Source organism: Streptomyces sp. NPDC002088, from assembly GCF_040296605.1.
Classification (GTDB): Bacteria; Actinomycetota; Actinomycetes; order Streptomycetales; family Streptomycetaceae; genus Streptomyces.
Genome location: NZ_JBEOXO010000002.1, coordinates 517,036 through 532,584 on the forward strand (window position 1 = coordinate 517,036; position 15,549 = coordinate 532,584).

The 15,549-nt window shown below is 70.4% G+C and carries 11 protein-coding genes; 3 read left to right on the forward strand and 8 right to left on the reverse strand.

Annotated elements, in window-relative coordinates:
* Positions 1-41: 41 nt before the first annotated feature.
* Complete coding sequence (locus ABT114_RS06105) at positions 42-1,340, forward strand: aminotransferase class I/II-fold pyridoxal phosphate-dependent enzyme (protein WP_351139096.1); 1,299 nt, start codon at positions 42-44, stop codon at positions 1,338-1,340.
* Here the strand turns inward: ABT114_RS06105 and ABT114_RS06110 are convergent.
* Positions 1,276-2,832 (reverse strand): glutamine amidotransferase-related protein, encoded by a 1,557-nt coding sequence (locus tag ABT114_RS06110; RefSeq protein WP_351139098.1) that lies wholly within the window; start codon positions 2,830-2,832, stop codon positions 1,276-1,278. The two genes, ABT114_RS06105 and ABT114_RS06110, sit on opposite strands and share 65 nt — an antisense overlap.
* Before the next feature lie 117 nt (positions 2,833-2,949).
* Complete coding sequence (locus ABT114_RS06115) at positions 2,950-3,696, reverse strand: methyltransferase domain-containing protein (protein ID WP_351139100.1); 747 nt, start codon at positions 3,694-3,696, stop codon at positions 2,950-2,952.
* A gap of 252 nt (positions 3,697-3,948) precedes the next feature.
* Here ABT114_RS06115 and ABT114_RS06120 point away from each other — a divergent pair, with 252 nt between their 5' ends.
* Positions 3,949-5,997, forward strand: a complete 2,049-nt coding sequence (locus tag ABT114_RS06120; protein WP_351139102.1) for a helix-turn-helix domain-containing protein — start codon at positions 3,949-3,951, stop codon at positions 5,995-5,997.
* 81 nt (positions 5,998-6,078) lie between these two features.
* On the opposite strand, the gene ABT114_RS06125 is transcribed toward ABT114_RS06120, so the two are convergent.
* The 6 genes from ABT114_RS06125 to ABT114_RS06150 form a co-directional block, all read right to left on the reverse strand.
* Positions 6,079-7,260 carry an IS701 family transposase gene (locus ABT114_RS06125; RefSeq protein ID WP_351139104.1) on the reverse strand — a complete coding sequence of 394 codons (1,182 nt, stop codon included), beginning with the start codon at positions 7,258-7,260 and terminating at the stop codon, positions 6,079-6,081.
* 256 nt (positions 7,261-7,516) lie between these two features.
* Entirely contained in the window at positions 7,517-8,209 is a 693-nt protein-coding gene (locus ABT114_RS06130; protein ID WP_351139106.1) for a thioesterase II family protein, read from the reverse strand.
* Positions 8,206-9,984 (reverse strand): asparagine synthase (glutamine-hydrolyzing), encoded by a 1,779-nt coding sequence (asnB, locus tag ABT114_RS06135; RefSeq protein WP_351139108.1) that lies wholly within the window; start codon positions 9,982-9,984, stop codon positions 8,206-8,208. Before asnB ends, ABT114_RS06130 begins: the two co-directional genes overlap by 4 nt.
* Before the next feature lie 4 nt (positions 9,985-9,988).
* Positions 9,989-11,719, reverse strand: coding sequence for a non-ribosomal peptide synthetase (locus ABT114_RS06140; RefSeq protein WP_351139110.1), 1,731 nt, complete (start codon positions 11,717-11,719; stop codon positions 9,989-9,991).
* A gap of 44 nt (positions 11,720-11,763) precedes the next feature.
* Positions 11,764-12,591: a fumarylacetoacetate hydrolase family protein gene (locus ABT114_RS06145; protein ID WP_351139111.1), complete on the reverse strand. Its 828-nt coding sequence runs from the start codon at positions 12,589-12,591 to the stop codon at positions 11,764-11,766.
* An 87-nt stretch (positions 12,592-12,678) separates the two neighbouring features.
* Positions 12,679-13,692, reverse strand: a complete 1,014-nt coding sequence (locus ABT114_RS06150) for a hydroxymethylglutaryl-CoA lyase-like TIM-barrel protein (protein WP_351139112.1) — start codon at positions 13,690-13,692, stop codon at positions 12,679-12,681.
* A gap of 357 nt (positions 13,693-14,049) precedes the next feature.
* Between ABT114_RS06150 and ABT114_RS06155 the strand changes: the two genes are divergently transcribed.
* Entirely contained in the window at positions 14,050-15,519 is a 1,470-nt protein-coding gene (locus tag ABT114_RS06155) for a PqqD family protein (protein ID WP_351139113.1), read from the forward strand.
* Positions 15,520-15,549: the final 30 nt, after the last annotated feature.

Consider the following 15,549-nt stretch of genomic DNA (forward strand, 5'->3'; position numbering starts at 1 on the left):
CCTTCGTTCCGCTGCGAGACCCCGAGAAAGAGGTACCTCCCGTGCAGCTCTCCACCTGGGGACACCAGATGTCCCGCCCCTCCGGCATCCGCAGCCTCATGGAGGACATCGCCACCACGACGGGCTCCTCCGGCGACGGCACCGGAGCCAACCTCAGCGTGGGCAACCCCTCACCCATCCCCGAGGTGCTCGAGACCTGGCAGCGCCTGTCGGCCGCGGCCCTGGCCACGGACTTCCCCGAGTCCGGCGGGCACTACGGCCCGTCGCGCGGTACGCACTCCCTGGTGGACGCCGTCGTGCGCTACTTCAACGCCGCCTACGGCTGGTCCATCGGCCCCGAGAACGTCGTGGTGGGACCCGGCAGCCAGATGCTGTGTTTCGTCGCCACCACCCTGTTCACCGGGCCGACCGGACCGACCGGGCCGGCCGGAAGCGGGCACCGGCCCCTGGTTCTGCCCTGCGTCCCCGACTACACCGGCTACCAGGGCCTCAACCTGGTCGGCTCCGCGACCGTCGGCGTCGGCGCGACCGTCGTGCCGCACGGTGAGCGGTCCTTCCGGTACGCCCTGGACGCCGACGCCCTCCAGCAGGTTCCGGACATGGGCATGATGCTGGTGTCGAGCCCGGGCAACCCCACCGGACGCAGCCTGACCGCGGCGGAGCTGGACAACCTCATCGACACGGTCGAGCGGCACGACGCCCTGCTCGTCGTGGACCACGCCTACGGGCGGCCCTTCCCGATGCTGACGGGCGACGCCCTGGACCCGGTCCACCACCCGCGCGTGATCAACTGCTTCACACTCTCCAAGGCCGGTCTGCCGGGCGAGCGCATCGCCTTCGCGATCGGCCCCGCCGACGCCGTCTCGGCCATGGTGTCCTTCATGGCCAACACCGTGCTGCACGCGCCGCAGACCATACAGGCGGTCGTGGAGCGGGCGCTGGACAGCGGCGAACTCGACGTCCTCACCCAGAAGGTGATCAGCCCCTACTACCGCGACAAGCGCCAGGCGGCCGAGGCGCTGCTGCACAGCCTGCTCCCGGACGACGTGGACTGGCGGCTGCACGAGGGCGACGGCGGCATGTTCTGCTGGCTCTGGGTCGACCATGAGTGGTTCGACGACCTGGACTTCTATCGGCTGCTGAAGGAAGAAGGGGTGTTCATCGTTCCCGGGCGCCACTTCTTCGGCACCGCCGGCGTCCCCGGCCTGCCGGGTCACGCCACCCGCTGCTTCCGGCTGAGCCTCAGCGGCGCGCTCCCGGACCTGGAGCGCGGGTTCACGCGGATCGGGGCGCTCCTGGCCCTGCTGCGGGACCGCTGCCACGAAGCAGATCCTGTATGAGCGAGCCCATGATGCGGACGCCGTGACGGGTGAGGACGGATTCGGGACGGAACTGCACGGAGGCGAAGAACGTTCCGCGCAGCGCGTACACCTCACCCGTCAGCGGATCGCGGTCGGCCTCCACCGGACGGTCGAGCTCGGGGACGACGAACCGGTCGCTGCCGCCGCGCACGGCGAACGTGTCGTGGAAGCCGACCTGTTCGCGGCGCCCGTCCAGCTCGATGGTGCGCTGGAGGCCGCGCCGTGGCGTGTCCCGGCGAAACAGGCCGAGGCCGAGCAGCCCCGCCGTCACCTGATGGCCGAGGCCGACGGCGAAGAGGGGGCGGCGCTCGGCCAGTCGGTGCCCGGCGGTGTCGCGCAGCCGGGCGATGCCCGGGCGGCTGGTCAGCCGCGGGTCGCCGTGGCCGCCCGCGAGGACCAGCAGGTCGTAGCCGGTCGTGCGGTGCGGCTCGTCCAGGCGCCGCACGCTGGGGTCGAGCCCGAGCGCGGTGAACTGATGAACGAGCATCGGGGTGAAGCGGTCACCGGCGTCGATCACCAGCGCCCGGCGGCCGGCCAGACCGCGGTGGGGCAGACCGTCCCTGTCCCCGAACCAGAATCCGGCGAGTGCGCTGTTACGTGCCTCCAGCTCCGCCCTGACCCGGGGGTGCGCGGCGAGACCGCCCGTGCGGGCCGTGCTCTCGGCCCCGGGCGTGAGGACAGTGGAGTCGATCGCTGCGGCGCCGTGCCGGTCGCGTCCGATGAGTGCGGCGAAGCCCGGCGCGGGCAGGGCCGCATCGAGCAGCTCACGCGGATCGCGGTGACAGCGGCCCTCGACCGCGTATTCCGTCCTGGCAGCTGTCGCCGTCTCCCTGAGCCAGGGTCCGCGCACCCGCACCCCGTCAAGGCAGAGCCGGGCCAGCGCCATCAGTCCCTCGTCGAGAGCCAGGCGGGCCCGGTCGGTGTCGGCGCGGTCGGCGCGGTCGGCGAGCGGGCCGAGCATCCCGGCGCGGCCGGGCGGGTCCTCGCCGGTGGCGCGGTAGGTACCGCCGAGCCTGTGCAGCACGGCGGCACCGGCGCGCAGGGTGAGGTGCGGCGCCACCCCCGTGCCGACCAGTGTGCGGTCGCCGGTGTGGATGAGGTACGTCCAGTACGCTCCCCTCCCGTTCTCCGCCAGACGCCGGAACACGTCGAGTTCGGGGAGCGCTCCGCGCGCCCCGAGCGCGAGCAGGGGCAGTACGGCCCGGCCGGTGACGGTGAGCGCGAGCAGCCCGGCACCGTCCTGCCCGGGCGGCGCCAGGACCAGTACGTCGTGCCGGACGGTGCCCTCGCCGCCGTCCGCGGCGACCGAAGGAGCGGGCAGGGGGATGCCGGACGGGGACGCCACGGTGGTGATGTCACCCACGAGCAGGACATCGATGTGGTCGCGGGACCCCGACACCGGCCGGTACAGCAGGGCGAACGGCGGCGGGCACGGTCCGAGCAGCCGATCCAGCAGGCTCCCCTGCGCCATGTCCGTCTCCTCTCGGTCCGCTCCTTCGGCGGTGTGCCGTGGGAATGGAGCCGAGTATGTCCACGCGGTACGAAGACGACGATTCGATGCCCTAATGACCGTCAAGTCGGGTCAGAGTCAGTCAAGTTGCTCCGTGATCTGGAACAGGTAGTGCGACACGGGCTCGTCGTTCTCCATGACGATCGACACACCGAGCTCCACCAGGTCCCTGCCGGTCTCCTCCGCGATGCGCCGCAACTGGCTCATGTCGCCGCGGCTGCTGAAGTGCAGCAGCGCCCGGCCGCCGGGGGTGGTCCAGTGCGGTGCCTCCGCCAGGAAGCGGCTGTGAGTGAGGTATCCGGGGTCCACGTAGGCGCGCTCGTGGTCGTGCTGGTAGCGGTAACCGGCTGGAGCGAGAACGTAGTTGGAGCTCCAGAAGACGGTGTCGAACCGATCGCCCTCCGGCAGGGCGCCGAACAGGTCACTGTGCACGGCGCGCGCCCGGCCCCCGACGTCGTGCCGGGCGATGTTGAGCTCCGCGTTCCGGACCGCCTCGGCGTTGATGTCGGTGGCGACCACCCGGTCGTGGCCGCGCAGCGCGGCGAGCACCGCGATGAGGCCCGTACCGCAGCCCACTTCGAGGAAGCTGCCACGGTCGGCCACGGCCGGTGCGGCGGGGCCCGTCATGCCGAGGAACTCCAGGCCGACGCGGGTGGACGGCGAGTGGACGGGGGCGAACACCCCGTCCAAGAGGTCCCATTCGCGTCCCTCCATCGTGAAGACACGGGGGCGGTCGGCCCGGGTCCGGGACTCGGCACACCGGGCGAGGGAACGCTCGTAGCTCCGAACCTGCTGGGTCTGCTGGGTCTGCTGCGCCTGCTGCACGAGAACCTCGCTGAGAGAGAACGGGGGAACGGGACGTCGGCACCGGGGCATCACATTGGAGGAGAGCGAAGGGCCCGGTCGAGGCGGTCCCGCCACCTCTTCGAGGGCTTTGACAGTGACCGGATCACACCGGAGCCGATCTCGATTCCCTTATCTGTTCCGCCCATTGGGACGCCGTGCTCAGGTCACCACTCCCGCATTAGCATCGGCCTCTGCCTAGATCGTTTTTGCGGAGAGGTTGGTGGGGCGACCGTGGGTGAACGACAGGAGCAGAAACTTTTCGCCGGCGCTCTCGAGTATCTGGAGCTGCTGGCGGCCGAAGCCCACCCCGCCCGGTTCGACGAACCCGTGGCGTCCGCCCGCAGAGCAGGCGCGGCCCCCGAGACCCTGGCCGCGCTCGAACAGGTCCGCCGGCTCGCCTGGGACATCCAGGGCAACTTCCAGCGGCGGCAGGAGCGGGACACCCGGCACGCGGCCCTGCTCGACGCCGCCCGCGAGTTCATCCGCCCGCACGAGTTCAACGAGCTGCTCCGGCTGACGTGCCGCCGCGCCCGCACCCTGTTCAGCCTCGACATGGCGTACATCAGCCTGTACAACCCCGCCACCGGCACGGGCACGGTGCAGGCCGTGGACGGCCACTGCTCGGCCCTCACCCCCGGCTTCATCGTGCCGGGCAAGGGCGGTCTCGGCAACGCCGCGAGCTCGACCGGCGCCCCCTACTGGACTCCGGACTATCTGAACGACAGCACCATCACGCACTCCCCGGCGATCGACGAGACGGTACAGGCGGAGGGGCTGCGGGCCATCATCGTCGTACCCCTGAGCAGCAACGGCACCTACCTCGGCTCCCTCTACGCGGGACACCGCGCCGTACGCCACTTCACGCCCGAGGAAGTGGCACAGATGGGTGCGCTCGGCGAGATGGCGGCGGCCGCGCTCGACACCATGAAATCGATGGAGGGCGTCCGCACCGAGGCCCGCTCCATCGCGCAGGACGCCCATGCCGTGGAACGGCAACTGCGGGTGGCCCAGCGCCTGGCCCGCGCCCAGTCGGCGCTCCTCGACGAGGTGGCCGACGGCGCGGGACCACAGCAGCTGCTGACCGTGATCGCCGAACTCCTCGACGGAAGCGTCCTGTTGGAGGACGCCGACGGCAAGACCCGCAGCACCGCAGGCCTCCCCCCGCAGACCCCGCCCGAGCCGGCCACGCTGCGCGCATCGGCGCTGGAGGCACACGCCGACCGGCGGGTCGTCGCCTGCGGTACGGACCACTGGGTGGCCCCGGTCTTCTCGGACCGCGCCCAGCTCGGGCAGCTCGTGCTGCACCGCAACGAGCCCCTGGACGAGGACACGTCCCGGCTCCTGTACGCCTGTGCGCGTGTCACCGCCCTGGTGATGCGGCGCCGCGGCGGACCCGAGGACCCGGCGGTCCATGAGGAACTCCTCGAGGCGCTGCTCACGCCGGGACCCGGCTCGGTCGGCCGACTGCGGAACCGGGCCCGCACGGCAGGCCTCGACCTGGGGGAGCCGTACGTGGTGCTCGCGGCCCGGCCCGCGGACGGGATGACCGACCGGGTACGGGCCTGGGCCCGGGCGTACGCCCGCGACCGGCAGGGTCTGCACGTGTGCCGCGACGACCATGTGGTCCTGCTCCTCGCGGGCGAGGACGCCATGGCGGCCGGGCAGGCCACCATCGAGCAGGCGACGGCCGCCCGCTGCCCGATGACCGTGGGTGTCGACGGTCCGGTGACCGGGCCCGAGCCGGTGACCCGGGCGTACCGGCGTGCGCTGCGGTCTCTGGGTGCGCTCGCCACCCTCGGCGCCACGTCCTGTGTGGCCTCCGCCCGGGATCTGGGCTCGCTGACCATGCTGCTCACCGAGGAGCGGGACGTGGACGGGTTCGTCCGCCACACCATCGGCCCGGTCCTGGACTTCGACACCCAGCGCTCGGCGGATCTCGCCGTCACGCTGGACGCGTACTTCCTGTCCGGCGGCAGTCCGACCCGCGCCGCCGAACAGCTCTTCATCCACCCCAACACCGTGTCCCGGCGCCTGGAGCGGGTGACCGAACTGCTCGGCGCGGGCTGGCAGGAGCAGGCCAGGTCCCTGGAGATACAACTGGCCCTGCGCATCCACCGGATCAGGCAGTCCCTGGGCCCCAAGGACGCACCGGGCCACCTGGACACCCCGACTGCCGTGGCCCTCCTGGCTGCCGCGGACCTCCCGGACGCGGCCAACGCCACGGACGACCCGGACCCGGCATGGCAGCGGGCGGACCAGGCGGTGAGCAAGCGCCCCTGACCGGGCGGGCCGGTCACCGGGACCTCGGCGCCCCTGACCGGGCAGGCCGGTCACCGGGACCTCGGGCAGCGGAGTCCCGGATCAGGCCGCCAGCAAGCGGCCCTGCCCCGGCAGGCCCGGCACCGGGACCTCGGGGGCCGGGGCTCCGGGGGCCGTGGTCAGGGCCCGGGCGGCCAGGGCCACCGACACCATCGTCATGTGCCGGTGCCACCCCTGGAAGGAGCGGCCGCCGTAGTCGCGCAGCCCCAGATCGGCGGCCCGCTCCAGCGCCGCGGCATGCGGTTCGGGCAGCCGGCTCGCCTCATGGAGTACGGGGGAGGGGGCCGCGATGTCGGTGAGCCACATCTGGTCGGGCCAGCGGTCGGCGCCGGACCACTGGCCGACCAGGGTCAGCGCACCGCGGCCGCCGGGGGCGTCGGTGTAGCCGGGCAGCAGCACCCGCAGTGCGGCCACCGAGCCCCTCCCGCCGGGCCTGAGCGAGGTCCTGACTTGGCTGCCCGCCGTGCAGAGCAGCTGATGGGCGGGGAGCGGGGAGCAGTTGAAGCCGCGCAGCATCCGGTCGGCGAGTACGACAGGCACCGAGCCGTTGATGCGCAGGAGCATGGGGACGCGCGCCGTACCGAGGCCGCGGACCAGCGCCGGGAGTGCGGTGTGCCGTGCGTCCGAGATCACCGGGCGCAGCCGCGAGGGACGGCGCCCCACGGTCTCCAGGACCATGCGCACCGCCCCGTCCTCAAGGGTCGCCGGCGGAACGTAGTCGTCCGGGATGCGGGAGCGTTCCCGGCGGACCGGGTCGCACAGCCAGCTGGTGGGCAGGTCCAGGTACCAGTTCACGGGCACCTCGAACCCGTTGGACACCTGCCAGAGCCCCCATCCCAGCTGGGCGTTGATGCTCTGCCCCGCCTCCGGTACGTACCGGCGCTCCACGCCGACCGAGCAGTCGCCGGTCTTGGGCAGGACGAGCGGGCGCGTGACCCAGGACCTGGGAGGTGCGACCCGTTCCAGGAAGCCGGTCAGTGCCTCGCGGACGGGTTGCCACTCCCAGCAGGAACTGGCGACGAAGTGGTGGAACCGTTGTTCCGCCGCCGGGCTCGCGACGGAGGTGGCGAGATTGCGGGCGTTCTTGCGGCCGTTGACGCTCAGCATGGCGCGGAGATACTCCATGGCCGTTCTGCGCTGGTCCGCCCTACGCAGCGGGGCGAACACCTCCGCGCCCAGCTCGGCGATCACAGCTTCGTTGTCGTGGGTGACGGTCGGAATCATCGGGTGTCGTCCCCTGCCGTGTGGTCGGTCGGCTTGCAGTGCTCCGACCTTCCCGTCGGGCGTGATGCCCGGACAAGCGGACCTGACCACACCGCTTGGGCTCCGGCCGGTGGCGCCGCACGACCCGTCGGACAGCCGGCGGATCCGCTGAGCCGAGATGTTTCGGGGAGGTGACGCGGCGCTCACCTCTCCCGGTCCCCTGTCCTTGCACCGGCGTGGAGAAGCGCCGACGGGACGCACCGGCCGCCCGTCCCGCTCAGTCGCCCGTCCGTTGCCTCACCTCCCGGATCCAGGTGGTGAGTCGGGGCGAAACCAGCAGGTCGGCGTGGCCGCCGGGGAAGACCTGCCGGGTGCAGCCGCCGCTGGTGGCCGCCGCCCACGCCGCGGTACCGGCTTCGGACACCAGCGGGTCCGACGCGCCGTGTGCCACGGCCACCGGACAGCTGACGTCCCGGTGCGGCGCCGTCGTGAACTCCTTGAGCAACCGCAGATCCGCTCGCGCGGCCTCCACCACGACCTCCCGCCACCCGTCGGACGAATCCTCCGGCGGCAGCAGGCCCGGGTCGATGCTCTCCAGGTAGGCGGCGGTCTCCGGCAGGCCCCGGGTCGCCGCCTCGTCCACCGAGACCACCTGGGGTGCGTCGGCGCCGATGACCACCAGGCCCGCCACCGCCTGCCCCTGGTCCACCAGGCGAGCGGCCGTGGCGTACGCCAGGTACGCCCCGTAGCTGTGGCCGACGAGCAGGGGTGCGGCCCCCGCCTTGCGCCGCACCTGGTCGGCGCAGGCGGTCACCGCCTCCTCGAACGACCCGGCGGGCCGGCCGAAGTCCCTGCCGAACCGCCCCGGGTAGCGCACCAGCCAGGCCGGACGCCCCACCCCGGCGAGCAGCTCCTTGAACTCGCCGCCGAACGATCCTGCGCCCGGGAAGACGGCCACATCGGGGATCACAGGGCCAGCCCGAGTTCGTCCATCACGATGGCGATGCTGATGGCGCTGAGCCTGAAGTCCCATTTCTCCGCGGCCCTTGAGCGCGGATCGGTGTCCAGGCAGCCGGTGGGGAAGATCCCCCCGGCCTCGACGAGGTCGCGCCAGCGGTCCCAGGTGCGCCGGTCCGTGACATCGCGCAGGTCGTACGCGGTGAACCCGTGTTTGCCTCGGCGCAGAACGGACTCGGGGACGATGCCCTCGTACGCCGACTTCAGGCACGCCTTGCCCTCGAAGTCGACCATCTTCTGCCCGTCGCCGGTGCGCTGGGCGAGCGCGACGATGCCGTTGCCGAGGAACGGATAGCGTCCCTCGACCGAGCTGCCCATCAGCATGGAGTCGCCGTGGTCACCGAGCAGATGCCCGGACAGCTGGACGTACACGTCGGCCACCGAGCGCAGTTGCATCCGCGACAGCGACGCGACCTCCTCGTCGGAGAACGGGATGAGCCGGGTCCGCCAGAACTCCTGCCCGACCAGGGCCTCCCGCACCTGCGGGGTCAGATAGTCCGTACGCCGCCCGGCCAGTCTGCGCCAGTCGACCTCCCAGCCGAAGTCGGCCCGGCCCCAGGCCTGTTCGTTCTCCGCGCGGGCTCCACGGCCGGTCCGTGCCGCGCTGTCGAAGGCGTACGAGTCGTAGCCGAAGAACAGTTCGTCGGCGCCCTCGCCGGAGACGACGCCCTTGATCCCGGTGGCCCGCACGGTGTCCGCCAGCATCATGGCGGCCACGTTGTACGTCTCACGCTGCGGGTAGCAGCAGTGCCGGACCATCTGCTCGAACTTCTCGGTGATGTCGGCCCGGCTGACCAGCACCTGCTCGTGCTTGCTGCCGACGGTCGCCGCCACCTCCCGCTGGAAACGTCCCTCGTCGAGCGCCGGGTCGTCGAAGACCGCGGAGAAGGTGCGCAGCGGCGAGGAGCGAAGTCCTGACACCTCGGTGACGATCGCCGTGGAGTCGAAGCCGCCGCTGAGGTAGGCGCCGATCTCCACGTCGGCGTGCAGCCGGTCCTTGACCGCCTGCCGCAGCGTGTCCCGGATCTCCTCGTCCGGTATGGGTTCGGCGGTGGCCGCGAAGTCTCCGTAGCGCCAATAGCGTTCGGTACGAGGCTCGAGGCCGGGCCCGAACCGTACGGCGGATCCCGGCGGCACCGCGGCGACGCCCTGCACCAGGGTGCGCGGCGCGACGATGTTCCCCAGCGAGAAGTACTGGTCCACCGCCCCGAGATCCACCTTCCACGCCTCGGGGACCGACTGCACGAGCGGCTTGATCTCCGAGCAGAAGTGCAGCTGGGAGCCGGTCACCGCGTAGTACAGCGGGCAGATGCCGAACCGGTCCCTGGCCAGGAACACATCGTTCTCGGCGCGGTCGAGGACGATCGTGGCGAACTGGCCGTCGATCAGGCCGAGCCCCTGGACTCCGTACCGGGCCACGAGCTCGGGGACGACAGCGACGTCCACCCGGTTCGCGCCCCCGGCGGAGCCCAGCCGGGCGTGCAGGGCCTGGGCGTTGTAGATCTCGCCGTTCGTCATGGCGACGTAGCGTCCGCTGCGGTCCTCGGCCGGCTGCCAGCCGTCCGTGATGCCGTTCATGCCGAGGCGGACGAGCTTGGCCGACAGTACGTCGGTGTTGAGCGAATAGGTCTCGTCGGGCCCGCGGTGGATGAGCCGGTCGTGCATGTCGACGGCGACACCGCGGTCGAGCCGGCCATCGGGGGCGTAGGTCCCGCACACTCCACACATTGCGTCACACGCTCCGATCACGCAGTTGGTCGGCGAGGGTCCGCAGGTCGTCCGCGCGCAGTACGTCGCCGACACCGGCGTCCATCCAGCCGAGCGCCTTCAGTTTCTTGACGAGGATCACCGTGGAGGCCGAGTCGCCTCCGACCTCGAAGAAGTTGTCGTCGAGGACGACGTCGTCCGCGCCGGTCAGCTGCCGTACCAGGGCGAGGATCTGTTCCTGCGGGTCCGCGGCGGCGGGCGCCTCGGCGGAGCCGGTGCGCGTCGCCCGCAGGGCGTCCCGGTCGACCTTTCCGTTGCGGGTGTAGGGCACCGTCTCGATCTGCTTGACCACCGACGGCACCTTGTAGGTGTCGAGGACGGCCGCGAGGTGGGCGCGCACCTCGCGCGGCCCTGCGGAGCCCAGGTAGTAGCAGACCAGCGCGTCCGCGCCGCCGTCCGCGGTGCTCTCGTACGCCTCGGCGGTCACCACCGCTTCCACGACGGACGGCAGCCGGCAGGCCGCGATCTCCACCTCGCCGGGGTCGATGCGGTAGCCCCGTACCTTCAGCTGCCGGTCGAGGCGTTCGACGAAGTGCACCTGCCCGTCGCGGAGTTCGACGATGTCGCCGGTGTGGTAGACGCGGTTGCCACGCTCGTCGACGAAGCGTCGCACACCCTGCGCGGTCAGATAGCCGACGGCGACGCTCTCACCGGTGATGACGAGCTCACCACGGGAGGTGGCCGCCGTGGTGGCCGCGTCACCGTCCTCGGCGGGCAGTGCGGCGATCTCGTAGCCGCAGTCGCCCACCACGTCGCCCAGCGGCACCGACTCGGCACAGTCCGCGGGGTCCAGGACACCGGTGAGGAAGGTGCAGATGGTGGTCTCGGTGGTCCCGTACGCGTTGTGGAACGCCGTCCGCTGAGACCACTTCTGCACCACGGCCTGCCGGCACGCGCCACCGCCGTTGATCACGTGCCGCAGGCTCATGGCGTCGGTCGGCTCGGTCGCGGTCAGCGCGAACGGGGTCGTCTTCAGATGCGTGATGCCGTACTGCTCAAGGGTGTTCCGCAGGACGGGACCCGGTCCGAGCAGGGACTCGTCGAGCACCACCAGGCACCCGCCCCCGGTCAGGGTCCACAGGATCTCGGTGAGGCAGCCGTCGAAGGTGAGGCGGGCGAACTGAAGGGTGCGGGTGTCGGTGTCCACCTCCAGGACGCGGACATGGTCACGGATCACCGCCGCCAGCGGACCGACGCGGACGAGCACGCACTTGGGCTCGCCCGTGGAACCCGAGGTGTGGATGGCGTAACCGATCCGGTCCGTGTCCCCGGTGAGATCCCCGGCGGCCGCGATCCGGTTCTCCACCCCGCCCGTACGCCACTCCTCGCGCGCCACCATCAGCTCGGGCACATCGGATCCGGCGGGGGTGGTGGCGACCATGCGGACGCCGAGCGCGGAGATCTTGGTCTGGTTCGAGGCGACGCTGTCGCGCGGGTCGACGAAGACGAAGGGGCGGCCGGCCCGCAGCGCGCCCGCCATGGCGATGACGGAGCCCGAGGTCCGTACGGCCTCGATGCCGATGAACTCGCCGGGTGCGGTGAACTCGTCGAGCTGTGCCGTGAACTTCTCGATGTGATCGCCGAATGCGCGGTAGTCGAGCACTCCGTTCGCGGACTCCACGGCCGGGCGCGTGGGGTGGTCCCGGATGACGCGCTCGATCGCCTCGGCGACTGATATCTGCTGCTGTGCGCTCATATTGCGTGCTGTCCCTCGCCTGTCACTGCCCGTCACTTCGCCGTTCACTTCACGGTGTGGGCGAGCACGCCCACACCCTCGACCACCGACGTGATGGAGTCCCCGGCAGTGATCACGGCGGCCCCGGGCGTGCCGGTGCAGATGACTGTGCCCGGCGCGAAGGTCCGGCCCGCCGTGAAGTACTCGACGAGATAGCCGAGGTCGTACTTCATGTCGGAGACCTGCGCGGAGGCGACGACCTCGTCATTACGGACGGTCGACACCCGCAGCGACGCGAGCTGCTCGTCGTCGAACTCGTCGAGCGTCACCAGCTGCGGACCCACGCTGGCGAACGTGTCGAACCCCTTGGCCCACGGGATGTAGCGGGGGTTCTCGCGGATGACGTCCTCCGCGGTCATGTCGAGCACGGCCGTGACACCGGCCACGACGTCCCGCCAGTTCTCGCGCCGGACGTTCTTGCACTCCTTTCCGATGACGAGGCCCAGCTCCGCCTCCGCCGTGACCCTCTTGCTCTGCGTCGGCAGCTCGATCCAGCCGCCGTTGCCGATGAGGCAGTTGCCGGGACGCAGATACGAGCCCGGGCCCGACGTCGGCTGCTGCGTCTCCAAGTCGCCCGCATGGCCGCGGTAGTTGAGCCCGGCGCCCCAGATGTCACCGCCGTCGACGATGGTCGCGGCGTCCTCGATCCGGACCTCTACGCGCGCCGCGTCCGCCAGCCGCGCGGCCAGCTCCTGAATGCGGGCCCCGGCCAGCAGCTCGGTGATGCCACGGACGTCCTCGAACCCCTCGATGTCGCTCAGCGCCACCCAGCCCGCGGAGTCCGCCGCGAAGATCCGGTAGCCGCCGTCTTTCTTGAACCGTGCGAGTCGCACCGTGTCTCTCCCAGTGTCGCAAGTGTCGATTCGATTGCAGTGAATTCCGGGACTTTCGCAATTCCCGTAACTTCCGTACGAGACTGCTCAGGCGGCCAGCTGCCGTGCAGCGGCGCGGATGTCGTCCTTGCCCACGCTCTGCGCCGCGATGTCGGAGGCCGTCTGCATGAGGTGGGCGACATCGACACCGATCTCGGCGGAGAGCTCACGGATGAGCGGGAAGTATCCGGAGTGAATTCCGATCACGCCGCCGAGCACATGCAGGTTCCGGTCCTCCGGGATGACCTGCATACCGGTGCGGCAGAATTCCGCGAGCCGGGCCAGCTCCTTGTAGTCGAACCGGTCGCCCTCGCCGCGGCTGATGATTCCGGCCAGCGACTCGGTCTCCGCGTTTCCGGAACCGCGGCCGATTCCGTTGAGGCAGCCGTCCACGATCGTGGCGCCCGCCTCGATCGCGGCGATGCTGTTCACGTTCGCCAGACCGAGATTGTCGTGGCCGTGGAAACCGATGACCGGGAAGGAGTCCTTGACGGTGCTCACGTAGCGGCGTACGTCGTCGGGGAGCATCGAGCCGTAGGAGTCGACGACGTACAGGCCCGCGATGCCGGTCGTGACACCGTCGAGCAGCGGGAGCAGGTCGTCGGCCGGGGTGGCGCTCGTCTTCATCAGGTTCAGATAGACCTCGCCGCAGATTTCGGTGGCGCGCTCGATGTAGTCGAGGTGTTCCCCGACGCGCTCCGCCTCCACGCCGATCCGGACGAACGACATGCCCTGTCCGACCAGGTCCTCCAGGGTCGTGAGCCGGCTGAACTCGGGCTGGGCGAACATGCCCCAGGAGGACTTCTTCACCTCCGAGCGGGCGATCTCGCACCACCGGTCAAGGCTGATGTTGCAGGCCTTGATGCCGGCGCGTTCCGCCTCGTACCCGATGCCGTGACCGATCTCGATCCGCCGGATCGGGGTGCCGTCGAGGCGGCTGAGGAGCTCGGACACGAACTTCTCCTCGAGCTGGAAGTCGACGGCGTACGAGCCGTCGCGCAGCGTCGCGTCGAGGATTTCTGCCTTCAGTGGTTCGGGCAGCAGTTTCTGTGCAGCAGACATATTCCGTCCCAGGAAGCTCAATTTATCGTGACCGGCAGAAACAAAGCATGTGGCCGCTCACACGGTCAACAGGCCCCGGATTCACTGTCCGTTTCACCCTTTGTGACCCATGCCCGCGCATTGCATCCAAGGGTATGAATCCCCAGGTCAGAGCCGCATTTCAGAATCGGCCAACAAACCTGACAGATTCCCTTGAGGCGGTTTTCTGGACGCCTTGAGACCTACTTTTGGGCACACTTGACGGATTTCCCGACGGGGGCTTGGAAGGAGAAACCCCGGGTGTTTGAGTCCCGAAGAAACCCTCTCTCACCGCAACAAGCCCCCGGCTCCTGCTCCGCGGAGTCAGGAAGGATATCGATGCGTACGGAAATACTGGATAACCTGCGAAAAGCGCTTCCCGAGAACGATGTGCCGGCGGTCCAGGAGTGTGCCACCACGCTCTACAACGCCCTGCCGAACAAGGACGAACTGCGCGCGAACACGGTGATGGTCGCGTACGGCGGCGGCAAGGACAGCGCCTACGCCCTCGCCTTCGTCCGCGCGGTCCACCTGGCCCTCGCCGAGCGGCACGGCCAGACCTTCCGGATGCGCGTGACGACCATGCGCCACGGCGGGATGCCGTACCAGGTGATGCAGAACATCGACCGCAGCTACGCCGCGCTCGGCCTCTACGACGACCCGGACGTCGAGCTGATCCTCGTGGAGCGGGACGCCGTCGTCCCCTTCGACCGGGACCGCGCCATGCCGCACAAGCTCATCGACTTCAACCGGGTCGACATGCTGATGGGCGGTCACCGCTCCTACGGCGACGGCCGCGCCACCTTCTGCAACGCCTGCAACCTGAATGTCGCCGACTCCTTCGGCGTGGCCGCCCGCCACGACGGCGGCGTCGACCTGATCATCACTGGCGACTCCCCGCAGGAGCAGCGCGACTACGCCCTGTGGATCCGCAAGCTGGCCCGCGGCGCGGGGCAGAAGCCGGCCGACGCCAGGAAGGGATTCAAGGGCACCCTGGAGACCCTGAACGGCCTGGCCCAGGCGTACTTCGAGGACGTCCACGGCTCGCAGAACGTGGAGCGGGTCCAGGAGCGCGGCGTCACCTCCGAGATCCCCGCCCTGGAGTTCTTCTCGATCTACGACTACACGAGCTACGCCTCGGGGGCCCACTGGCGGCTCCTGACGGACTTCCTGAACTTCGTGTTCGACGAGATCGCCTTCAACTTCACCGAGTCCGACTGTGCCAACCCCGCCCTCATGGCCCATCTGCGCGGCCTGCGCACCGAGCACGCGTACGGGCGCACGTACGGGGAGGGCATCGCCCAGTACGTCGACTTCGCCATCGAGCTGATGCGCAAGAAGCACTTCCCCGACCACCTCGTCGAGGAGATGGAGCGCCGCTACCGCACCGGCGAGGGCGTCGAGGCCATGCGCGCGGCCGCGACCGAGTACGGCGAGGTCGCCTTCGGCATCAACACCGAGCAGATGGTCTGCGTGGTGTACTCGCCCTTCGCCGGCCGCGCCGCCAACCTGCACGAGTACCTCGCCGCCGAGCACCCCGAGCTGCTGCAGGACGAGGAGAAGATCAGGACCCTGCTGGCCGGCGGCCGGGACGAGGGCGTCGCCGCGCGCCTGGAGCGGATCAGCGGGCTGAGCGTGACCGATCTGCAGGCCCTGTACAACGGCCCGCTGTGGTCGCCGTCCGCGGAGCTCGGCACCCAGGCCGGCGTCCTGCCGCTCGTCATGGACAGCGACCCGCACAAGAAGATCATCCGCGTGAAGCGCAATCCCGAGGGCGAGGAGGTTCTGGACCGGGTCGCCGGGCGCTAGGACCTGTCCTGGCGCAAGCCGTCGATCTCC

Coding starts and splice junctions, on each gene's coding strand:
- ABT114_RS06140 (WP_351139110.1), bottom strand. CDS start 11,719: ATGAGCGCACAGCAGCAGATATCAGTCGCCGAGGCGATCGAGCGCGTC.
- ABT114_RS06110 (WP_351139098.1), bottom strand. CDS start 2,832: ATGGCGCAGGGGAGCCTGCTGGATCGGCTGCTCGGACCGTGCCCGCCG.
- asnB (WP_351139108.1), bottom strand. CDS start 9,984: ATGTGTGGAGTGTGCGGGACCTACGCCCCCGATGGCCGGCTCGACCGC.
- ABT114_RS06150 (WP_351139112.1), bottom strand. CDS start 13,692: ATGTCTGCTGCACAGAAACTGCTGCCCGAACCACTGAAGGCAGAAATC.
- ABT114_RS06125 (WP_351139104.1), bottom strand. CDS start 7,260: ATGATTCCGACCGTCACCCACGACAACGAAGCTGTGATCGCCGAGCTG.
- ABT114_RS06155 (WP_351139113.1), top strand. CDS start 14,050: ATGCGTACGGAAATACTGGATAACCTGCGAAAAGCGCTTCCCGAGAAC.